Source organism: Pseudomonas sp. GW-45, assembly GCF_056896675.1.
Window position 1 is genome coordinate 1801599 of record NZ_CM167674.1, and the last position, 21169, is coordinate 1822767.

Below are 21169 nucleotides of genomic sequence, written 5' to 3' on the forward strand. Positions count from 1 at the left end.
ATTGTCGTAACGAGGGCTTAAGCCAGGCTAGCCTTTGCTTTCTCGACAATCGCGGTGAACGCCGCTTTTTCGTTCACAGCCAGATCAGCCAGAACTTTACGATCGATCTCGATGGACGACTTTTTCAGGCCGGCAATCAGGCGGCTGTAAGAAACACCGTTCTGACGAGCACCAGCGTTGATACGAGCAATCCACAGCGCGCGGAACTGACGCTTACGCTGCTTACGGTCACGGTACGCATACTGACCAGCTTTGATAACGGCCTGTTTGGCAACGCGGAATACGCGTGAACGCGCACCGTAGTAACCTTTAGCCAGTTTGAGAACTTTCTTGTGACGCTTACGCGCCATTACACCACGCTTAACACGAGCCATTATTTATTTCCTCAACCTAGACTTAACGGAGACGCAACATGCGCTCGACTTTTTGCACATCAGCAGGGTGCAACTCGGAAGTACCCCGAAGTTGACGCTTACGCTTAGTGCTCATCTTGGTCAGGATGTGGCTCTTGAAAGCATGCTTGTGCTTGAGACCGTTACCGGTCGCCTTGAAGCGCTTTGCAGCACCCCTTTTGGTCTTCATCTTTACTTTAGCCATGTTCACTTACTCCGCAAATTGCGTTAATAGATAACCGCAAGGCCTGGCGTTGCCCTGGAGATTACTTTTTCTTCTTGGGTGCGATGACCATCATCAGCTGACGACCTTCCATTTTCGGGTGCTGTTCGACGGTGCCGTATTCAAGTAGGTCTTGTTCAACCCGCTTCAACAACTCCATCCCCAGCTCCTGGTGGGCCATTTCGCGGCCGCGGAATCGTAATGAAACCTTGGCTTTATCCCCATCACTTAGGAAGCGTATAAGGTTGCGTAACTTCACCTTATAGTCCCCATCTTCCGTCCCTGGTCGAAACTTTATTTCTTTAATCTGAATCTGTTTCTGATTTTTCCGTGCGACAGCCTGCTGTTTCTTCTTTTCGAAGACATGCTTGCCGTAGTCCATAACGCGACATACTGGCGGCTCTGCATCGGGGGAGATTTCAACCAGGTCGAGCTTGGCCTCCTCAGCGTTAGCCAATGCTTCCTGAATGGACACGATACCGATTTGTTCACCATCGGCGCCAATCAGGCGCACTTCGCGCGCCGTAATGTTGTCATTAATTGGCGGGCGTTGTGCGGCTCTTTTGTCTTGTCTCATCTCGCGTTTAATCGTTATAGCTCCGAATTCGGGCGGCCTCTTAATGATATAGAGCGGGACAGGAATTCAGAAAACTCGGTTACAGTCATTGAACCCAGATCTTTACCCTCCCGCGTACGCACGGCCACTGTGTGCGATTCAACTTCTCTATCACCAATTACCAGGAGATAGGGGGTCTTGTGCAAAGTATGCTCGCGGATTTTAAAGCCGATCTTCTCGTTTCTCAAGTCCGCAACAGCCCGATAACCCATTTCATTCAGGGTTTTCTCTACTTTTGCACAATATTCCGCCTGATTATCGGTAATATTCAGTACTGCCACCTGTGTCGGCGCCAGCCAAGCCGGGAAGTCGCCGGCGTAATGTTCGATCAATATTCCGATAAATCGTTCAAAAGATCCCAAGATGGCGCGATGCAACATAACCGGAGTCTTGCGCGAGCCATCTTCGGCCACATATTGCGCGCCTAGACGGCCTGGCAACATGAAGTCGAGTTGTAGTGTACCGCATTGCCATACCCGGCCGATGCAGTCACGTAGAGAAAATTCGATCTTTGGACCATAAAAGGCACCCTCGCCCGGCTGCAGATCCCACTTCAGGCCGGCTTCGTTCAACGCCGCTTCCAGACCTTGTTCGGCCTGATCCCAGAGTGCATCGTCACCAACACGACTTTCCGGACGAGTGGACAGCTTGAGCTCCACATCATCGAAGCCAAAATCTTTGTAAACCTGCAAAGTCAGCGCGATAAACTCAGCTGCTTCCTTCTTGACCTGTTCATCGGTACAGAAGATGTGCGCGTCATCCTGAGTAAAACCGCGTACGCGCATCAAACCGTGCAGCGAACCAGATGGCTCGTTACGGTGGCAAGAGCCGAACTCCGCCAGACGTAGTGGCAATTCGCGGTAGCTCTTCAAACCCTGGTTGAATACCTGAATGTGGCACGGGCAGTTCATCGGCTTGATAGCGTAGTCGCGGCTTTCCGACTGGGTAGTGAACATCGCCGCTGAATAGTGCTCCCAGTGCCCTGAGCGTTCCCACAATACACGGTCGACGACTTGTGGCGTCTTGATCTCTTTATAGCCGGCACCGTTCTGGATCTGGCGCATGTATTGCTCAAGCACCTGATAAATAGACCAGCCATTAGGATGCCAGAACACCATGCCCGGTGCTTCTTCTTGCATATGGAATAGGTCGAGACGCTTACCGATCTTACGGTGATCACGCTTCTCGGCTTCTTCTATGCGCTGAATATAAGCGGCAAGCTGTTTTTTATCAGCCCAAGCAGTGCCGTAGATGCGCTGCAACTGCTCGTTCTTGGCATCGCCACGCCAGTAGGCACCAGAAATCCGCGTCAGCTTAAACGCCTTCAGGAAGCGCGTGTTCGGGACGTGCGGACCACGGCACATGTCGACATATTCTTCGTGGTAGTACAGGCCCATGGTTTCTTCATCGGGCATGTCTTCAACCAGACGCAGCTTGTACTCTTCGCCGCGCTCTGCAAATACTTTGATGACTTCGTCACGCGGCGTTACTTTTTTGATCACGTCATAGTCAGTAGCGATCAGCTCGCGCATGCGCTGCTCGATTGCGATCATGTCTTCGGGCGTAAAAGAGCGCTCGAAAGAGATGTCGTAATAGAAGCCTTCATCAATGACGGGACCGATGACCATCTTCGCCGTTGGGTACAGCTGTTTGACCGCATGGCCGATCAGGTGCGCGCAGGAGTGGCGGATAATTTCCAGCCCTTCTTCATCCTTGGCGGTGATGATCTGCAGTGTAGCGTCTTGCTCGATAAGATCGCTGGCGTCGACCAGTCGGCCGTCAACCTTGCCAGCGATGGTAGCTTTGGCCAGGCCAGCGCCAATGGACTGCGCTACGTCAGCAACGGAAACGGAATGATCAAAAGGACGCTGACTGCCGTCAGGAAGGGTAATAGTGGGCATGGGCCACTCCTGCTCAGTGGTGACCCCTACGCAAGGCCACATGATGATTAACTGTCATTCGGATCGCACGTGCAGCTCAGGCGGCTTAAGTCCGCTTGACGCTCGTGGGCTACTGCCAAGCCGTCACGAAAAGACTTGAATAAGCGAGCCAAACCAAGGAATGGGCTCGAAAAAAGAGGGGCACTCTATCACAGCCCTCCAAAAGACCTGAAGAAATAAGTAGCTTGCCAGGGGAGAGGCCAGAGTTGAGCAGGCCATCAGTGCGCGGAATAAAGTAGCGGACACAAAAAAGCGACCACTTGGGCCGCCTTTTGTGAACACGTAATAAAACAAGGCAGATGGCTACCCTTCCGTCTCGTTGTTACAACAGTCTAGCCACCTAGCGCAGCATCGACCATGGCGCTGGCTTTGCTGTAAGGCGCATAAAACGCATCGATGTGATCGCCCTGGTCGCCGCGTACGACTATGCCTCGTGGGTTGCTAAACTCGCGAAAACCTTCCACCCCGTGATGACGCCCCATTCCACTGTTGCCACTACCGCCAAACGCCAGCGACGGGAGGCCGCTTTGCAGTGCGCAGGTATTGACGGCGGCACCGCCGGAACTGGTCTGTTGCAACACGCTCGCGGTAAGCGCTTCGTCATCGCCGAATACGTAAAGCCCCAGAGGTCGCTCGCCTGCATTAATATGCGCGATAGCATCATCCAGATCGTCATAAGGCAGGACCGGCATAATGGGACCAAATATCTCCTCCTGCATGAGCCTAAGATCGGCGGGCGGATCGATCACCAGCGAGATAGGCATACGCCGAGTAGTCAGATCGATTTGCGGATCATCTTCCAGCGCGACAATACTCACTTGCCTAGCTTCGGCCTCCTTCAGCATGTCAGAAATACGCGCCATGTGACGTTCAGAGATGATGCCTGTGCATTCCGAGCTCTTTGAATAATGGGGTGCCGACCGATCAAGAAAGCCGCGAGCCTGTGCAATGAAGGCTGGCACGTCGCCGCGCGGGACCATGACATAGTCAACGCTGACGCACATCTGGCCATTTTTAATGACTTTAGTGCCAATCACCGACTCGACATTTTGTGCTGTGACCGATCCGGGGGTGAGCAGCGCCGGGCACTTGCCACCTAGCTCCAGCGTTACTGGCGTCAGGTTCTTCGCCGCAGCAGCCATCACTTGGCGACCCACGTTGGGACTGCCGGTGTACAGCAGGTGATCCCAAGGTGTGGCGCTGAATTCGCGTGACAGCTCTAGTCCGCCGACTACAACATGGACCAAGTTGCGATCGAAAGTGGCAGCAACCATCTCAGCGACTAACTTGGCACACGCTGGAGCGTATTCTGATGGCTTGATGATGACTCGATTGCCAGCGGCCAGCATTTCCGCCAATGGTCCAATCGAAATATCAATCGGGAAGTTCCAGGGCACGATGTTGCCGACCACGCCCTTGGGCTCTTGGCGGATGAACGCACGTGCATTGCCTAGCGCCGCAGAGTCTATCTCGCGTGGCTGCGGTTGCATCCATTCTTCAAGGTGGTCCAGCACATACTGTACTCGACCAACGATGCCGAGCATCTCGATTAGATCTGAGGCGCCTTTGGGGTGGTTACCGAAGTCGGACATCAACGCTTGGTGAATACGTTCGCGGTTGCTCACCAGCATGCCGATGATCTTCTCGATACGCTCGCGGCGCACCTCCAGACTGGGGTAACGATCGGCAGCAAAGGCTCTCTGCTGCTCAGCAAAAACAGTTTTGAGCTCAATCACGGCGACGCTGTCATCCGCCGCCTGGGAGTTATGGGTAGCATTGAGAATAGACATGATGTAACTCCTCAGCTTTTTTGTTCGGCCATGGCGGCCATTTGTTGTCCGAGTTCAAAACGCTCTTCGCGCACTGCCTCGGGGTTATCCACCACTTGGCGGTGGAATTCACGTAATTCCTTGGGTACGTACCAGTGCAGTACATCCTGGTGGTAGGCGTCCCAGACGGTGTCGGCGATTTCAGTGGTGGGTACTAATCGCCACGACCCTTCGGTCGGTGCAATTGCTCGAAGGCTCTCAGGCAGAATAGGCGTGTCAATCAGGCCGGGCAGCAGGTCAGCAGCCCGAACGCCGTAGCGTTTCAGCTCGATGGACAGCGCCTCGGTAAGACCCCGAACCGCATGCTTGGTTGCTGAATAAGCACCGATTCCGGCAGTACCCCAGATGGCCGAAGAGGAAGCATTGGTCAGACAAAGCGAACCTGGCGTGGTTTTCAGCAGCGGTATGGCGGCACGAATACCGATCATCACACCGAAGAAATTAACGTTCACGACCTTCATGATCTCTTCCCAAGAAACCTCATCAAACATGCCCGCAGCAGCCGAGATCCCGGCATTAGAGAACATCAGATCAAGGCGACCACCGGTAGCTTCGCCGAAAGCGCTCATCGCCTCGGCAAACTGCTCGGCATTGGTTACGTCAAGGGTCATAAAAAAGCCGTTCTCCGCGCCTATCTCTTCTTTCAAGCTATCGAGGCCGGGCTGGGCAATATCAAAAGCACCGACAAACCAGCCTTCACTGGCAAACTTCAATGCAGTCGCCCGGCCCATGCCAGAGCTTGCACCAGTGATGAAAATAGATTTACGACCCTTTGCTTGATTCATTTCGACTCCCCTTTCTTATTGGCTGGCTTGCCGTCGAGCTCAAGACCTTCAAACTCACCAGCCTCGCGCCAGTCCTGCAAAATCTGGATAAACTCCAATGGGCCGCCGCCGTAAGGCATACTCTTGGCTTGCGCTTCCAGGCGCCCCCCTTCGTTGTTGTAGAAGCCCGGCGTGCAGGTTTCAAGGAATTTAATGCGCGCACCACTCAGCTCTACAATTTTATCGGTCCAATTGCGCTCGGCCTCAGCCGAAGCCTCGACCCGCTGCACGCCGTTGACCACCGAATGACCAACCAGATGCGCCGCGTGAAAGGCTTGAACGCTGAGCATGTGCGGGAAGTTAACCGACATGCCAGACTGCGCCTGGCTGATGAAAAACAAATTGGGAAAACCGCGTGAATGCAGGCCGTGGAAGGTCGACATGCCTTGGCTCCATTTTTGCGGCAACGTGAGGCCGCCAACGCCGTGCAATTCAAAGCCTGCCTGTCGGGCAAAGTCGGACGCCACCTCAAATCCGGTCGCAAACACGATGCAATCGACTTCGTACTCTTTACCATCGACCACCAGACCTTTCTCGGTAATGGCTTGCACACCCTTGCCCGCCGTATCGACCAGAGTCACGTTGCTGCGATTAAAGGTCGGCAAGTACTCATCATGAAAGCACGGACGCTTGCAGTAGAGGCTGAACCAAGGCTTCAGAGCATCAGCAGTTGCCTGGTCATCCACAATGCTCTCAATGCGCTCACGCACCTGAACCATTTTCTCGAAATCGGCTTCTTCAAGCAGCTGCGCTGCATCGGCTACCGAGCGCCCAGCGGCCAACTTCTCCCGAATGGCGTTCGCCAGGGTTGTCCAACCGTCGTTCACCTCGTTTTTAATATCGAGACGGCTGGTGAACTGCGCGGTGAAGCTCTCGATGCGACGCTGCTGCCAGCCCGGTGTCAATGCAGCGGCCCATTCAGGATCGGTAACCGAGTTGTTGCGCGCATCTACGGATGAAGGTGTGCGCTGGAATACAAACAGTTGCTTGGCATCACGTGCCAAGGGTGGAACGCACTGGATCGCCGTGGCCCCTGTACCAATGATAGCAACGCGCTTGCCAGCCAAGCCGGTCATCGGCTCGGTAGCGCTGCCGCCCGTATACGCGTAGTCCCAGCGACTGGTGTGGAAGCTGTGCCCTTTGAAGCACTCAATGCCGGGAATGGCGGGCAGCTTCGGCCTGTTCAGCGGGCCAGTGGTTAGCACTACAAAACGCGCGCGCATACTGTCGCCACGATTAGTTTTCACACTCCAGTTTGACGCTTCATCGTCCCAATCAAGCGAGCTGACCTGTGTGGAGAACAATGCGTGATCGTACAGGCCAAAATGCTGGGCGATGCGCTGCGCGTGCTCGCGAATCTCGCTCGCTTTGGAATAGCGCTCTTTGGGCATGTAGCCGGTTTCTTCCAGCAACGGAAAGTAAACATAGGATTCGACATCACAGGCCGCACCAGGGTAGCGATTCCAATACCAGGTACCACCAACATCGCTGCCAGCCTCGACGATGCGGATCTTCTTAACGCCAGCTTCACGCATGCGGGCGGCGGTCATAAGGCCGCCAAAGCCACCACCAACGATCAGCACATCCACTTCATCGTCGACCGGTTCGCGACCCTTCGCGTCGGCATAAGGATCATCCAGCATTTCCCCAAAGCTCTCGCGCATGTCGAGATAGGTGCGAGATGCCTTGTCGGGAGTGCGGCGTTCGCGCTCAGCGCGATAACGCTCGCGTAGGGCCTCAATATTGGCTGCACTTTGGCTGGAGTTTTGTTGATCTGTCATTGAAGGATCCTGGTGTTTTACGGAAGCGATGGGAGGAAATTACCACCTCCTAAGGTGATCACCCTAATTTAAAATAACAGAAAAGCAAGAGATGAATACTTGATCATTCATCAGGCGGATTAAGTGTCGCCAGAAAGTAACCTGCAATATGTAGCTTGGCATTGGGGGAAAGTTAAGTCTGCGCAGCCGCGAGTGACCGTAGACTTAATCGGGGTGGCTGAATGCTGCGAAGGAAACTGAAAGAGGGCACGACGAAAAGAAGTTGGAGTATCTGAACTTGTCGGCAGGGTTATAGCTGTAGGCGGGTGGATCGTTTTGCAAAAGTATTGAAATTTTTTGCAAAAAAAAAGGGCGACCCTTTCGGAATCGCCCTCTTCTACCCGTGCAGTGCGGGTTACATCTGGTAGGCACGATTGGATTCGAACCAACGACCCCCACCATGTCAAGGTGGTGCTCTAACCAACTGAGCTACGTGCCTGCAATGGCCGCGAACTTTACGCAGCCACCTGGTTCTTGTCAAGCTTAAGTAACTGAAAAGTACGATTAAACCTGTCTTTGTACAATAAATAATCAAGTGGTCGTTTTGCTGCTTTGACTACCAGCAGCAGCGATCAGCAGGGTGATTAGCCCAGCCTGACGAGATGATCCCTCAGCTGCTGGATTTCATCGCGTAGTTTACCCGCGGACTCAAACTCAAGATCTCGAGCGAATTGATACATCTTCTCTTCAAGCTGCTTGATGCGCTTGCCGACTTCTGCCGGAGTGCGCAACTCATTGGCTTTGTATTCTGCAGCGTCTTCAGCGGCCTTCAATTTTTTGCGGCGATTGGAACGGCTGCCGGGCACGACAGCACCTTCCAGAATATCGGCCACGCTTTTGGTCACGCTTCTTGGGGTGATTCCGTGCTCTTTATTAAATGCTATCTGCTTCTCACGGCGGCGGTCCGTTTCGCCCATGGCACGTTCCATTGAACCGGTAATGCGGTCAGCGTAAAGAATAGCTTTGCCGTTGATATTACGTGCTGCCCGGCCAATGGTCTGGATTAGTGAGCGCTCTGAGCGCAAGAAGCCTTCCTTGTCTGCATCCAAAATAGCCACAAGGGAAACTTCAGGCATATCAAGACCTTCTCGCAACAAGTTAATGCCGACCAACACGTCAAACGTGCCGATTCGGAGATCACGTATGATCTCGACGCGCTCCACCGTATCAATGTCAGAGTGCAGGTAACGCACCCTCACGCCGTGATCAGCCAGATAATCCGTTAGGTCTTCCGACATGCGTTTGGTCAGCGTGGTGACCAGTACTCTGTCGCCCTGCTCAACCCGCAAACTGATCTCCGATAGCAGGTCATCCACTTGAGTCGTTGCTGGCCTAACCTCAATCAGCGGATCAACCAAGCCTGTTGGGCGCACCACTTGCTCCACTACGCGCCCGGAATGCTCCGCTTCATAGGCGCCAGGGGTGGCCGATACGAAAATGGCTTGCGGCGATATCGCTTCCCATTCATCGAAGCGCATCGGACGGTTATCCAGTGCCGATGGCAGGCGGAAGCCGTAATTAACCAGGGTTTCTTTGCGCGAACGGTCACCTTTGTACATGGCGCCAACCTGCGGCACCGATACGTGAGACTCATCGATGATCAGCAAGGCATTCTGTGGCAAATAGTCAAACAGGGTCGGTGGTGCTCCGCCCTGTTCTCTGCCTGACAAATAGCGTGAGTAGTTTTCGATGCCATTGCAGTAGCCCAGCTCCATGATCATCTCCAGATCAAAGCGCGTGCGCTGCTCCAGACGCTGTAACTCAACCAGCTTGTTCTCAGACTTGAGCACTTCCAATCGCTCGCCAAGCTCAACTTTAATCTTCTCGACCGCTTCAAGCAAAGTCTCGCGAGGAGTTACATAATGGCTTTTAGGATAGACAGTTACACGCGGAACCTTACGTAAAACCTCACCAGTCAGTGGATCGAAAAAGCTGATATTTTCCACGGTGTCATCAAACAACTCGATGCGGATTGCTTCCAGGTCGGATTCCGCCGGGAATACATCAATCACATCGCCGCGCACCCGATAATTGGCGCGTGCCAGCTCGGTGTCATTGCGGGTGTACTGCAGCTCGGCTAGACGGCGTAGCAAGGTGCGTTGATCCAAATGATCGCCACGATCCACATGCAGGACCATGCGTAGATAGGATTTGGGATCACCCAGGCCGTAAATTGCTGAGACTGTCGCCACAATAATAGCGTCAGGCCGCTCTAGCAGCGCCTTGGTCGCGGAAAGACGCATTTGCTCGATATGGTCATTGATCGAGGCATCTTTCTCGATGTATGTATCAGACGATGGCACATAGGCTTCGGGCTGATAGTAGTCGTAGTAGGAAACAAAATACTCAACCGAGTTGTGCGGGAAGAACTCGCGAAACTCGCCGTAAAGCTGAGCTGCCAACGTCTTGTTGGGCGCCATGATAATCGCCGGGCGTTGCACCTGCTGAATCACATTGGCAATAGTGAAGGTTTTCCCCGAGCCAGTTACCCCGAGTAGCGTCTGATGTGACAGGCCCGCTTCCAGCCCCTCTACCAATTGCTTGATGGCGGTGGGTTGATCACCTGCCGGCTCGAATCGGGTTTGCAGCTTGAATTCAGTCATCGACGGACGTGCTCCGTAGTTCTGCGACAAACCCCCATCATACCGCACAAGCTGACCTATCCGCCTGCGATAGCGTCAACTCAGCGTCTTACCCATTACGCAGCCGGTAAACCCGATTGGAGTTCTCTAATCACTTCTCTATAATGAACGGCCGCTCGCAAGCTTCTGAAAAACGCAGGCGAGACAGCCAAGACAAGGCAAAACTGCCGAACGAGCAACTTTACCTAGTGTAAATGAGCATTGTGACGCGATTTTTAACGCAGTATTGGCAACGTAGATCATTTTCAATGACCTGCGGAAGGCATAGCCCGACACCCTCCATTCACTTGTATCGAGTCTGCCCATATCATGAGTGTGTTTTCCCCGGTTGAACTGGCCCCGCGTGACCCCATCCTTGGTTTGAACGAAGCCTTTGGCGCTGATAACCGTTCCGACAAAGTTAATCTTGGTGTCGGGGTTTACTGCAACGAGGATGGCAAGGTGCCGCTGCTGCGCGCCGTGCAGGCGGCTGAAGAAGCCCGCGTAGCCGAGCACGCCGCTCGCGCTTACCTGCCGATCGACGGCCTTGCACCCTATGATCTGGCGGTACAGAAACTGTTGTTTGGGACAGACTCGGCACTGCTTGAATCCGGTCGCCTGATTACTGCGCAAGCGCTTGGCGGCACAGGCGCGCTCAAGCTGGGCGCTGATTTCCTCTACCGCCAGGCTGAGAAGCGTGTGGTAGCGATCAGCAATCCCAGCTGGGAAAACCACCGTTCGTTGTTTGAAGCGGCGGGTTACGAGGTTGTGGAATACCCTTACTACGATCCTGCCACCCATGGTTTGGATCTGAATGGCATGCTGGCCGGTCTGGAAGCACTACCTGAAGGCACAGTGGTTGTTCTGCATGCCTGCTGCCACAACCCGACCGGTGTTGATCTGGGTCTGGCTGATTGGGCCAAGGTGATTGACGTTGTCACCCGTCGCAAGCACGTTCCTTTTTTGGATATCGCCTATCAGGGTTTTGGGGAGAATCTGGAAGACGATGCCTTTGCAGTGCGTTTGTTTGCCGAGTCGGGGCTGCCGTTCCTGATCGCCAGCTCTTTCTCCAAATCGTTCTCGTTGTATGGCGAGCGTGTTGGCGCGCTGACCATGGTCACCGCAAACCAAGCCGAAACGGCCCCCGTGCTGTCGCAGCTCAAGCGTGTTATTCGTACCAACTACTCCAACCCACCGACTCATGGTGCCAAGGTAGTCGCCGCTGTACTTAACTCGCCTGAGTTATATCAAGTATGGGAAGACGAGCTGGCCGAAATGCGCGACCGCATTCGCGCCATGCGCAGCTCGCTGGTTGAGAAATTACAGGCTGCCGGCGTGACAACCGATGTCGACTTTATCCAACGCCAGCGCGGCATGTTCTCTTACTCTGGCTTAACCAAGCAGCAGGTAGCGCGTTTGGCTGACGAGTTTGGTATTTACGCAGTAGGCAGTGGGCGAATCTGTGTCGCCGCGCTGAATACCGGCAACATTGATGCCGTAGCGAATGCGATGGCTGCTGTGCTGAAGGATTAAGCACCTCGCCAAATTAAAAAACCCGGTTTAACCGGGTTTTTTATTGTCTGCTACTGACCTCTTTATGCTGGTTGCTCTTGTTCAACGACGTCGCGGTGAATCGCGTAAGGCCCCCAGGCCTGACGCACCGGCACGATTTCCAAGCGGTTGATATTCATGTGTGCAGGTAAGGCTGCAATATAGGCCACTTGCTCTGCCACGTCGTCGGCGGATAGCGGTACTGTGTCGCGATATACCGCATCGGCGGCGCTCTCGTTTCCGGAGTTACGCACCAGACTGAATTCGGTTTCAGCGATACCCGGCGACAGGTCAGTGACTCTCACGCCGGTACCTTGCAGGTCACAGCGCAAGTTAAATGAAAACTGCTGTACGAAAGCCTTACTGGCGCCATACACATGGCTACCGGGATAAGGATTTCCCGATGCGGTTGAGCCAATATTGATCACGCTCGCCCCCGCGCCCCAGGCAATCAGCCGTGGCAATACCGCATGAGTGACATTCACCAAACCGGTGATATTGGTGTCGATCATGGTATGCCAGTCGCTCAGCTCAACCTGCTGCGCCGGACCCGGTGCCAGCGCCAAACCGGCGTTATTAACCAGCAACTGAATGTCGGCAAAAGCTGCTGGCAGCTCGTCAATCGCTCTCTTTACTGCCAGCGCGTCGCGTACATCCAGCTGCAGCGGCAGCACCGCAGTGCCGGGCGACAACTCTGCTGCCAGGGCATCAAGGCGCTCCTGACGGCGGCCACAAATAATCAGCGACCAACCCTGCGCGGCCAAATGGCGAGCGCTAGCCGCGCCGAAACCTGAAGTTGCTCCCGTAATCAAAGCTACACCTTGCATGCACATTTCCTGTTTTCAGTTATTGAAGCACGAGCACCGAATCAACGGCGCTCCTCGCGAATAAAGGGTTCTCCGAGTGCGCCGGGCTGACTGCTGTTGTCACGACTAACAATAGCTACCCAGATCATCACCCCGAGGGTGACCGCGTAAGGGGTCATAAAGACGAAGTACTGCGGCAGACGAATACCCGAAGCCGCCATTTGGGGAATGAGCGCTTCGATACAGCCAAACAGCACCGCACCAGCCAGGGCCTTCCAGGGCGACCAGCGAGCAAATATCACCAGTGCGACGGCGATCCAACCGCGTCCTCCGACCATGTCGGCAATCCACATTTTGGTGCTCAATACCGAAATGTAAGCACCCGCCAGACCAATCAGCGCTGAGCCTGCGGCTATCGCTGCACAGCGGTAGGCTAGAACAGGAATGCCGGCAGCATCCGCGGCTTGCGGGTTTTCTCCCACGGCGCGCATGCGCAACCCCAGCACGGTGCGATTGAGCACCAGCACGACCAGCAAAAAGATGACGGGCGTTAGATACACTACGGGGTTCTGGATAAAGAGCTTGCCTACCACAGGCAGCTCCGAGAGCGGCCAGAGCGGCTGCGCCTGCAGACCGGCTACCGGTTTGCTGGTCCAGTCCATCAAGGTGCCCAGCAGCCCGGTCAACCCCTGACAGAAAAACACCAGTGCTAAACCGGCAATCACCTGGTTAATACGCATCACCAAGACCATCAGTGCAAACAGTTGTGACACCACAGCCGCTGCGCCCATCGCCATGATCAAAGCCCACGCGGTGGAGCCATCGGTCATCAGCGATGCCCCTATGCCCGACATGGCACCGACCAGCATCAAGCCCTCAGCACCCAGCGCCAGTACCCCGGTTCGCTCGATGATGATTAATCCTAAAGCAGCCAGAGCAAAAGGCACGGCAAAGTCAGGAATGTTACCGATCCAGCTTGCAATGATATTCATCAGCCCTGCCCTCCCTGTATACGGCGAATACGGTGACGAATGAAGAACTCCGACGAAGCCACGCAAATAACCAAGATCGCCTGTATCAACTGCACCATGGAGAACGGAATTTGATAGAACACCTGTAAGCTGCGACCGGCCACGAACAGGGTCGCGACCAGCAATGCGACAACGGTGGCGGCGATTGGCTGATTACGTGCCAAAAAGGCGATGAGAATGCCGGAGAAGCCGTAACCCGAGTAAAACGAATGGGTCAAACGTCCCTCCTGCCCCGCCGTCACCATAAATCCGGCCAGGCCCGCCAAAGCGCCCGACAGTAATACGGCACCCAGGATCACACGATTGACCGGTACACCGACCGCACGCGCCACGCCCGGGCTGTTATCAACAAACCGCAGATAGAGGCCCGCACGCGAAACACCGGTAAACCAGAGCACAAAGAGCGCTACCAGCAATGCCAATACAACCGCCATGCTCAGGCCATCGAACAGCTCCGGCAGACGCTCGAAAGCGCGGTACTGCGGTGAATAGGGAAAATTATCGCGTGGGTCTTTCCAGCTACCGTAGACCAAGTGCAGCAAGAAATTCAGCGTTATATAGTTAAGCATCAGGGTGGAGATGATTTCATTCACCTTGAGATGCAACTTGAGCAGCGCAGGCGCGAGCGCCCAAAGCAGTCCGCAGATCACTGCGCAGAGCATCATCAGCGGCAGGCGCAGCGACGGCGGTCCTATCTCGAACAGCGAGATAGCCGTTGCACCGATTGCGCCCCAGATCATCTGCCCCTCAAGACCAAGATTCCAGAAGCGTGCCCGAAAGGCCAGACACCCCGCCAGACCTACCATGATCAAGGGGGCTGCCTGAAACAACACTGCCCTTAAGCTCTGGGTATCAAACAACGTGAGAATCACAAACTCGTTGAGCAACTCTCCAGCAGGTACGCCGGCGGCTATTAGAATCACAGCTGAAATCAGCAGGCCCACCAGCAGCGCCAGGGCAATGACGACTGCTTGCCAATACCACGCCATCTGCTGACGTACTTCCAGCGTGTAACGCCGCGCCAGCAAAGGTTGAAAATTCGTCGCATCAAACATGGTTCACCATGGCTTGCCCTATCGCCTGACGATCCGCCGGCTGGGCAAACTCGCCAATAATACGTCCCGCCGACATCACGCCAATGCGATCTGCCAGCGCCATTACTTCATCCAGGTCTTCACTGATCAGCAACACCCCAGCACCCGCATCCCGCGCACTGCGCAAGCGCTCATGCACCGCCAGCGTGGCGCGCACATCCAGCCCACGGCTGGGGCTGTGTACGATCACCAGTTGCGGCTGACGGTTGAACTCCCGGGCGATCACCAACTTCTGTGCGTTACCGCCGGACAGCAGCGCGGCTTTCTGTTGCAGCGAGCGCACGCCCTGCACGTCAAACTCGCTGACTGCTGCGGCAGTGTCGGCTTCAATACGGCCACGCCGCAGGAACCAGAATGGCCCGTAGCGACCACTGTGAATTTCGCCCATGGCAAAGTTGTCGCTGATCGAGAGTGGCGCGGCTAGCGCAGCTGAATACCGATCAGCCGGGATGCTAGCGATGCCGAGTTCGCGGCGCCGCGCGGCACCCAGCTCACGCAGATCGCCCTCGCCCACCAACTGCATCGTCCCGGTCACCGGTTCAGGTAAGCCCATGAGCGCCCCAGCCAGTTCACTTTGACCATTACCACCCACGCCGGCGATGCCGTAAATTTCACCGGCCCTTAAGCTCAAATTCACCCCGCGCAGTACAGGGGAGTTAGGGTCGCTGGAGCACAGATTCTTGACCTCCAGCTTCACCTCACCGGCCGCACGGCTGGCGGGGATCTGCGGCGGAGTTGGTGCGTCACCTACAGTCAGTTTTACCAGCTCACCCACCGATACTGATTGGGGTTTGAGGCTGGCGACCGTGCGACCACCACGCATGACTGTCACCTGATCGGCGTAGCGCATTACGTCGTTCATCTTGTGTGTCACCAGGATGACGGCAGCGCCTTCCTGATGAGCAAAATTCTGGACTGTGGTCAGCAGGTTTTCTGCTTCCGCATCAGTCAATACCGCAGTAGGTTCATCCAGAATCAGAATGCGGGCACCGGCCAGCAGCACCTTGAGAATCTCAACGCGCTGCTGTTCGGCAACCGACAACTGATCAACCCGTGCAAAGGGATCAATACTGAATCCCAGTTTGGCCGCTGTGGCTTTGATCTCCTCAGCGGTCTGCAGCAAACGTTTGCGATAGCTGCCAGCCTGCTGATTGCGCAGGCCGAGCAGTATGTTTTCCACAACACTGAAAGGCTTAACCAGCTTGAAATGCTGATGCACCATACCGATACCCTGGTTTGCTGCATCCAGTGGGCCTTTAAGGCGTACCAGGTTGTCGTCAATGAACAGCGATCCGGTCTCCGGTGCGTACAGGCCAGCGGCAATGTTCATCAATGACGACTTGCCTGCGCCATTCTCACCCAATAGGGCATGTACTTCGCCCCAGCGGGCAGTAAAGGTCGCCTCGGAAAGAGCCTTGAAACCGTCAAAGGATTTGCTGACGGCGTCGAGTTGGATCGCGTTCGTATGACTCATTGCTGGGTAACCACTCCCTTGACGAACCAGTCCATCGACCACAGCTGGCCATCGTCCAGGCTCTCGCCTTCCGCCGCCTTGACGTTGCCGTCACGGTCTGAAATGGGGCCGGCGTAGATCAGCTTCTCACCCTTGAGCAGTTCATCGCGGGCAGCCATGATCTTGGCTTTGTTTTCTTCGCTGACGGCCTTGCCACAACAGGAAACATCAGTACCGCCCTGCTCCATCGACAAGAGCGCGCCGTGCTCAGCAGGTGTCCAGTTACCCGCCATGATTTTCTTCAGCTCAGGGCCGAGAAAGCGATCCCACACCCAGACTGATGAACAAACGGTGGCCTCAGGAGCAAACTCACTCATGTCGCGGTGGTGGCCTGTACCGTGCACGCCACGCTCTTGCGCAACGATCTGCGGAGTGGGGCTATCAACGTGCTGACCGATCACATCGGCACCTTGGTCAATCAGCGCGGTAGCTGCCGCACGTTCCTTGACCGGATCGTTCCAGGCGCCGGTGTAGATCACAGTGACGGTAGCGTCAGGGTTGATTTCCTGGGCGCCCATTGCGAAAGCGTTAACGGTCCAGTTGACCTGACCGAAGGGGTTAGCCGCGACAAATCCAAGCTTGCCAGTGGGCGACGCTGCGCCTGCGGCCATGCCACACAGATATTGGCTTTCGTAGGTGCGACCGTAGAAGGATTCCAGGTTATCCGAGTTGGTCGTGCCGGAACCGTTAAGGAAGGCCACATCCGGGTACTTGTCGGCCAGTTCCTTGAAAGTGTCGGAGTAGCCAAATGCGGTACCGATGATGATGTTGGAGCCACGCTGAATTAAACGCTCAACCGTTGGCTTAATCGCCGACGCCGTTTCCGGCACGCTTTCTACGTACTGAATTTTCTGATCAATATCGGTTTCCAGGCGCTGACGCGCCTCGTCGAACGCCTGGGTCCAGCCGCCATCGTTGCGCGGGCTGATATACAGCATAGCGATCTTCGCCGGGCCTTTTAGAGTGAAGCCAGCTTCTTCCGCCGAAGCGGAGTTCATCAGGCCGCACGTAGCTAGAGCACATAGGGTGCCTGTCAGCAGTTTCTTCATTATCAAAATCCTTCTTGCGATAGGTCGTGGGAGGTAAAGCCGTGTTTAAAGCATGTGATTGATGCGAAATACATTGCCTTCCGGATCGAGCAGAACGGCCTGATACCAGTTGTAGTAGGTGGTATAGGGTGGCTTGATTAGTGTGGCGCCGGCTTCGCAGGCAACCGGCACCATGCGATCTACATCTTCGGGATTGTCGACATCGATGTTCAGCAGAAACTTGCAGCCGCTGGTGTCGGCATACTCGGCTAGGTGCAGCAGGTCATAGGCATCTGGCGCGTTAAAGCCAATGCAACAAGTTCCGGCGTCCAGCCCACGGAAGATCGGCGACCGTATCGCCTCTACTTCTGGGAAACCGAAAACACGCTGATAGAAACCGCTCAATGCTTCGATATCGCGGGCGAACACGTTTACATAGGAAAGTTTGCTCATGTCAGGCCACCTTGCTGCCGCCAAACGTTGTTTGGCGTACGAATTTCGACTGCAGGTGGTCACCCGAGGTGACTGCTGAGTAGCGTGGTTGTTCGCCGGCTGGCAGACAACTGGGCAAGCATTCCACCATCACGTCGTAATTCGGCTGATGGAAAAACACTAAAGACTGACGCTGCTGATCACCAGCCACATCATCCGGCGGGTTAACTACGCGGTGCAGCGTCGAGATCCATTGATCATTGGTCCACTGCATCATCAAGTCACCAATATTGACCACAAAACCGTCTTCAACGTAGGGCACATCCACCCATTCGCCTTCACGGTTGCAAACCTGCAGGCCACCCAGCGCGCCATCGGGTTTAACGATAGTCAGGCTGCCGTAATCAGTATGAGCACCGGCACGTAGCTGGCCCTCTTCGATGCCGTCTTTTAGGTGCGGATAACGCAAGCTACGGAACATGCTGATGTGCTTGTCGATCTTGTCATCGAAGAAAGTTTCCGGCAGTTCCAGTGCCAGTGCGAAGATTCGCATCAGGCTGCGGGCCAGATCCCCCATGGCTTCGAAATAGTCAGCATAAGCCGCATCAAATCCGGGAAGCGCGGTGGGCCATACGTTCGGCGCGAAGTGCGGACCGGCCAGAGCCTCGGAGTAATAAGCTTCATCGGGCACATTCAATGGCCCGATTGAGAAGGATTCTTTCAAGTCTCCCGGCGCTGCTTCTTCCATGGAATACGACAAGCTTTCTTCCGCCACTGCACTGTAACCGCGCACCATGTCTGGGCGTGGCCTGTTTGCCTTGCGTTTTTCGTCCATGGGGAGATCGAAGAAGTTACCAGTCAGCTTGCTGACTCGTTCGATCAATTCGGCGGGGATCTGATGTTGAGTAATAACCAGAAAGCCAATATCACGGCACGCCTGATTGACCGCTTTGGCCACTGCCGCCTTGCCCTCGGCTGTTCCGCCGAAATAAGGGCCAAGATCGATGATGGGAACATATTGAAGCGTCATACGATTGCATCCTCCGACTGAAACTCAGGCGCTGGTTAAGCCAGCTGCCCGATCTGAAGAATCCGCAGGCGATGCTGATCGCCCACCGTTTCCGAACGAGGAAAACAATTGCAGCAACTATGCCAACAACGCTTTTTTGTTTAATAACAGAGGGTTGAGTATTTTAAATTGCTTAGATTTGATCATTTGGTCTGATTCAGAGCACCCGGTTTGTGCGGGCAGCTCGAAAACAGGGCGGCAATAGTCTTGCCGAGGTGGAGTCTTGTGGCCCGAGCCAAGATGACTTGGGCAGCCTAGAAGAGTATTCGCGTTTAAAGTGGGAAGTTAGCGCTATTAAGGACGCGGACAAATGCCCTGCAACACCAGCAGTTTGAGGTTTGCGAGGGTTTCGGCAAAGAACGCCGGATCGTCCAGCGTACGACCCGCCACCGCCTCGACCTGCACACGGAAGTCAGCGTAATGCTGGGTAGTCGCCCAGAGCGAGAAAATAAGGTGGTGAGGTTCAATAGGGGCCAACTTGCCAGCGGCTATCCAGGCATTGATCACCGACACCTTGGATTCAACAATCTCACGTAACGAAGAGCGTAACTCCTCCAGCAACAGCGGCGCGCCCTGAATAACCTCAAGGCAGAACAATCGTGACTCGGCAGGGTTATCGCGCGACAGCTCCAGTTTCACCTGCAGATAGTCGCCAATGGCTTCCACCGGGTCCTGATCGACCGTGAACGCTTGCAACGGCCGCAGCCATACGTCCATCAGTTGGCGCAGCACATTTATATATAGCTCCTCTTTCGAGGCGAAGTAGTACAGCAGGTTGGTCTTCGATACATCGGCTTGGCTGGCCACTTGATCAAGGCTGGTGCCGTGCAGGCCATAGCGCGAAAAGACATCCAGCGCAGCCTCCATAATGGCGCCGCGTTTGCTTTCCATCAGGCGTTTGCGCCGATTCAGTGTCGCCTCGCTCGGCACTCGGGTACGGGCCTTTGGCTTCTTGGCGGGCACACCCGGACGCTGTATCTGTTTACTCACTCTGGTTTACGCCTCATCCCTTGGTTGTCCGCATTCTACCCTCTTGTGCCACCTGCAACTCAAGCGCTTGATTCATGCCCCAATTCGGACCGAGACGCACAAACCAAGTGCTCTAATTCAGACTATCTGGTCTGCACTAACAGCCTGAAATTCAGTAACTGATTGATAAAAAAGCAAAACATTAACATGGCACGCTTGATGCTTTTGTCTTCGCACAGCCAAAGGCAGCGCAACACTGTAGCTGCCAAGGCACATCAATTATCAGACCCTGAGGGCAGAACAATGAATGTAGGCATCTTCATCCCTATCGGCAATAACGGTTGGCTGATCTCCAAGAACGCCCCGCAGTACATGCCAACCTTTGAGCTAAACAAGACCATTGTGCAGCGCGCAGAGCATTACGGATTCGAGTTCGCTCTGTCGATGATCAAGTTGCGCGGCTTCGGTGGTGAGACCGAGTTCTGGGAGCACAACCTGGAATCCTTTACGCTGATGGCGGGTCTGGCAGCGGTGACCGAGCGTATTCAGCTGTTCGCTACTGCGGCCACTCTCACCATTCCGCCCGCGATAGTGGCGCGCATGGCATCCACTATCGATTCCATCTCCAATGGCCGTTTTGGCGTCAATCTGGTGACCGGCTGGCAGAAGCCCGAGTATTCGCAAATGGGGTTGTGGCCCGGCGATGAGTTCTTCGCCAACCGGTATGACTACCTCAGCGAGTACGCCACCGTACTGCGTGACCTCTGGAGCACGGGCACCAGCGATTTCAAGGGTGAGCACTTCCAGATGGAAGACTGCCGCGTAAGCCCCAAACCTCAAGCCGATATGAAGATCATCTGTGCCGGCCAGAGCGAAGCAGGCATGGCGTTCACCGCCAAATTTGCTGACTACAACTTCTGCTTTGGCAAGGGCGTAAACACACCGAAAGCCTTCGCACCTACCGTAGAGCGTCTGGAAACCGCTATCGCCGACAGCGGCCGCGATGTGACCTCGGTTGCGCTCTTTATGGTTATCGCCGACGAGACCGATGAAGCCGCCCGCGCACGCTGGGAGTCTTATAAAGACGGCGTGGATGAAGAAGCCGTGGCCTGGCTGGGCCAGCAAGGCGCAGCCGATACCAAGTCCAAGGGCGACACCAACATTCGCCAGATGGCCGACCCAACCTCAGCGGTCAATATCAACATGGGTACGTTGGTGGGTTCATTCGAGAACGTCGCCAAAATGCTCGATGAAATTGCAGAAGTGCCGGCAACCAGCGGTGTAATGCTGACCTTTGATGACTTTGTAGAAGGTATCGAAAACTTCGGCCAGAAAATTCAGCCGCTGATGAAGAGCCGAAAACACGTCACCGATATGCTGGAGAGTGCTTGATGAATAGCTTGAGCAATCC

The 21169-nt window shown here is 55.0% G+C and carries 18 protein-coding genes and 1 tRNA gene; 2 read left to right on the top strand and 17 right to left on the bottom strand.

The genetic code is table 11. The annotated features are described in order from the left end of the window. Positions 1 to 17: 17 nt before the first annotated feature. The 9 genes from rplT to uvrB all read right to left on the bottom strand — a co-directional run bounded on the left by rplT (position 18) and on the right by uvrB (position 10247). Positions 18 to 374, bottom strand: coding sequence for a 50S ribosomal protein L20 (gene rplT / locus AC1XYH_RS08210; protein ID WP_483326096.1), 357 nt, complete (start codon positions 372 to 374; stop codon positions 18 to 20). Between the two features lie 22 nt (positions 375 to 396). After that, positions 397 to 597: a 50S ribosomal protein L35 gene (gene rpmI, locus AC1XYH_RS08215; protein WP_022964142.1), complete on the bottom strand. Its 201-nt coding sequence runs from the start codon at positions 595 to 597 to the stop codon at positions 397 to 399. A gap of 61 nt (positions 598 to 658) precedes the next feature. Beyond that, entirely contained in the window at positions 659 to 1210 is a 552-nt protein-coding gene (gene infC / locus AC1XYH_RS08220; RefSeq protein ID WP_483326328.1) for a translation initiation factor IF-3, read from the bottom strand. Continuing rightward, positions 1207 to 3132 (bottom strand): threonine--tRNA ligase, encoded by a 1926-nt coding sequence (thrS, locus tag AC1XYH_RS08225; protein ID WP_483326097.1) that lies wholly within the window; start codon positions 3130 to 3132, stop codon positions 1207 to 1209. The genes infC and thrS overlap by 4 nt, the downstream gene beginning before the upstream one ends. A gap of 371 nt (positions 3133 to 3503) precedes the next feature. Continuing rightward, positions 3504 to 4961 (bottom strand): aldehyde dehydrogenase family protein, encoded by a 1458-nt coding sequence (locus AC1XYH_RS08230; RefSeq protein ID WP_483326098.1) that lies wholly within the window; start codon positions 4959 to 4961, stop codon positions 3504 to 3506. Positions 4962 to 4972: 11 nt separating this feature from the next. Further along, positions 4973 to 5785: an SDR family oxidoreductase gene (locus tag AC1XYH_RS08235; RefSeq protein WP_483326099.1), complete on the bottom strand. Its 813-nt coding sequence runs from the start codon at positions 5783 to 5785 to the stop codon at positions 4973 to 4975. Then, entirely contained in the window at positions 5782 to 7605 is a 1824-nt protein-coding gene (locus tag AC1XYH_RS08240) for a flavin-containing monooxygenase (RefSeq protein WP_483326100.1), read from the bottom strand. The genes AC1XYH_RS08235 and AC1XYH_RS08240 overlap by 4 nt, the downstream gene beginning before the upstream one ends. 401 nt (positions 7606 to 8006) lie before the next feature. Next, positions 8007 to 8083, bottom strand: a tRNA-Val gene (locus AC1XYH_RS08245). A gap of 145 nt (positions 8084 to 8228) precedes the next feature. Further along, positions 8229 to 10247, bottom strand: a complete 2019-nt coding sequence (gene uvrB, locus AC1XYH_RS08250; RefSeq protein ID WP_483326101.1) for an excinuclease ABC subunit UvrB — start codon at positions 10245 to 10247, stop codon at positions 8229 to 8231. Positions 10248 to 10595: 348 nt separating this feature from the next. On the opposite strand from uvrB, the gene AC1XYH_RS08255 reads away from it, so the two are divergent. After that, a complete protein-coding gene (locus AC1XYH_RS08255) occupies positions 10596 to 11798 on the top strand; it encodes an amino acid aminotransferase (protein WP_483326102.1) in 1203 nt (400 codons plus the stop codon). Positions 11799 to 11860: 62 nt separating this feature from the next. Here the strand turns inward: AC1XYH_RS08255 and AC1XYH_RS08260 are convergent, their stop codons facing one another. From AC1XYH_RS08260 to rutR, 8 genes are all read right to left on the bottom strand, one after another. Beyond that, the gene (locus AC1XYH_RS08260) at positions 11861 to 12643 is read right to left on the bottom strand and encodes an SDR family NAD(P)-dependent oxidoreductase (RefSeq protein ID WP_483326103.1); all 783 of its coding nucleotides are present in this window, start codon (positions 12641 to 12643) and stop codon (positions 11861 to 11863) included. 41 nt (positions 12644 to 12684) lie between these two features. Continuing rightward, the gene (locus AC1XYH_RS08265; protein WP_483326104.1) at positions 12685 to 13614 is read right to left on the bottom strand and encodes an ABC transporter permease; all 930 of its coding nucleotides are present in this window, start codon (positions 13612 to 13614) and stop codon (positions 12685 to 12687) included. Then, entirely contained in the window at positions 13614 to 14708 is a 1095-nt protein-coding gene (locus tag AC1XYH_RS08270) for an ABC transporter permease (protein WP_483326105.1), read from the bottom strand. Before AC1XYH_RS08270 ends, AC1XYH_RS08265 begins: the two co-directional genes overlap by 1 nt. Continuing rightward, a complete protein-coding gene (locus tag AC1XYH_RS08275; protein WP_483326106.1) occupies positions 14701 to 16221 on the bottom strand; it encodes an ABC transporter ATP-binding protein in 1521 nt (506 codons plus the stop codon). The genes AC1XYH_RS08270 and AC1XYH_RS08275 overlap by 8 nt, the downstream gene beginning before the upstream one ends. Continuing rightward, complete coding sequence (locus AC1XYH_RS08280) at positions 16218 to 17312, bottom strand: BMP family ABC transporter substrate-binding protein (RefSeq protein ID WP_483326329.1); 1095 nt, start codon at positions 17310 to 17312, stop codon at positions 16218 to 16220. The genes AC1XYH_RS08275 and AC1XYH_RS08280 overlap by 4 nt, the downstream gene beginning before the upstream one ends. 42 nt (positions 17313 to 17354) lie before the next feature. Continuing rightward, positions 17355 to 17741 (bottom strand): VOC family protein, encoded by a 387-nt coding sequence (locus tag AC1XYH_RS08285; protein ID WP_483326107.1) that lies wholly within the window; start codon positions 17739 to 17741, stop codon positions 17355 to 17357. A 1-nt stretch (position 17742) separates the two neighbouring features. Next, positions 17743 to 18750 carry an isopenicillin N synthase family dioxygenase gene (locus tag AC1XYH_RS08290; protein WP_483326108.1) on the bottom strand — a complete coding sequence of 336 codons (1008 nt, stop codon included), beginning with the start codon at positions 18748 to 18750 and terminating at the stop codon, positions 17743 to 17745. 333 nt (positions 18751 to 19083) lie between these two features. Continuing rightward, the gene (rutR, locus tag AC1XYH_RS08295; RefSeq protein ID WP_483326330.1) at positions 19084 to 19680 is read right to left on the bottom strand and encodes an HTH-type transcriptional regulator RutR; all 597 of its coding nucleotides are present in this window, start codon (positions 19678 to 19680) and stop codon (positions 19084 to 19086) included. Between the two features lie 381 nt (positions 19681 to 20061). Between rutR and rutA the strand changes: the two genes are divergently transcribed. Continuing rightward, on the top strand, positions 20062 to 21150 hold the full coding sequence (gene rutA, locus AC1XYH_RS08300; RefSeq protein ID WP_483326109.1) for a pyrimidine utilization protein A: 1089 nt from the start codon (positions 20062 to 20064) through the stop codon (positions 21148 to 21150). The last annotated feature ends 19 nt before the right edge of the window (positions 21151 to 21169 follow it).

Bases quoted from the DNA above. Each gene is read 5' to 3' on its own strand.
- rplT (WP_483326096.1), bottom strand. From the start codon at position 374: ATGGCTCGTGTTAAGCGTGGTGTAATGGCGCGTAAGCGTCACAAGAAA.
- rpmI (WP_022964142.1), bottom strand. From the start codon at position 597: ATGGCTAAAGTAAAGATGAAGACCAAAAGGGGTGCTGCAAAGCGCTTC.
- thrS (WP_483326097.1), bottom strand. From the start codon at position 3,132: ATGCCCACTATTACCCTTCCTGACGGCAGTCAGCGTCCTTTTGATCAT.
- AC1XYH_RS08230 (WP_483326098.1), bottom strand. From the start codon at position 4,961: ATGTCTATTCTCAATGCTACCCATAACTCCCAGGCGGCGGATGACAGC.
- AC1XYH_RS08235 (WP_483326099.1), bottom strand. From the start codon at position 5,785: ATGAATCAAGCAAAGGGTCGTAAATCTATTTTCATCACTGGTGCAAGC.
- AC1XYH_RS08240 (WP_483326100.1), bottom strand. From the start codon at position 7,605: ATGACAGATCAACAAAACTCCAGCCAAAGTGCAGCCAATATTGAGGCC.
- uvrB (WP_483326101.1), bottom strand. From the start codon at position 10,247: ATGACTGAATTCAAGCTGCAAACCCGATTCGAGCCGGCAGGTGATCAA.
- AC1XYH_RS08255 (WP_483326102.1), top strand. From the start codon at position 10,596: ATGAGTGTGTTTTCCCCGGTTGAACTGGCCCCGCGTGACCCCATCCTT.
- AC1XYH_RS08260 (WP_483326103.1), bottom strand. From the start codon at position 12,643: ATGCAAGGTGTAGCTTTGATTACGGGAGCAACTTCAGGTTTCGGCGCG.
- AC1XYH_RS08265 (WP_483326104.1), bottom strand. From the start codon at position 13,614: ATGAATATCATTGCAAGCTGGATCGGTAACATTCCTGACTTTGCCGTG.
- AC1XYH_RS08270 (WP_483326105.1), bottom strand. From the start codon at position 14,708: ATGTTTGATGCGACGAATTTTCAACCTTTGCTGGCGCGGCGTTACACG.
- AC1XYH_RS08275 (WP_483326106.1), bottom strand. From the start codon at position 16,221: ATGAGTCATACGAACGCGATCCAACTCGACGCCGTCAGCAAATCCTTT.
- AC1XYH_RS08285 (WP_483326107.1), bottom strand. From the start codon at position 17,741: ATGAGCAAACTTTCCTATGTAAACGTGTTCGCCCGCGATATCGAAGCA.
- AC1XYH_RS08290 (WP_483326108.1), bottom strand. From the start codon at position 18,750: ATGACGCTTCAATATGTTCCCATCATCGATCTTGGCCCTTATTTCGGC.
- rutR (WP_483326330.1), bottom strand. From the start codon at position 19,680: ATGGAAAGCAAACGCGGCGCCATTATGGAGGCTGCGCTGGATGTCTTT.
- rutA (WP_483326109.1), top strand. From the start codon at position 20,062: ATGAATGTAGGCATCTTCATCCCTATCGGCAATAACGGTTGGCTGATC.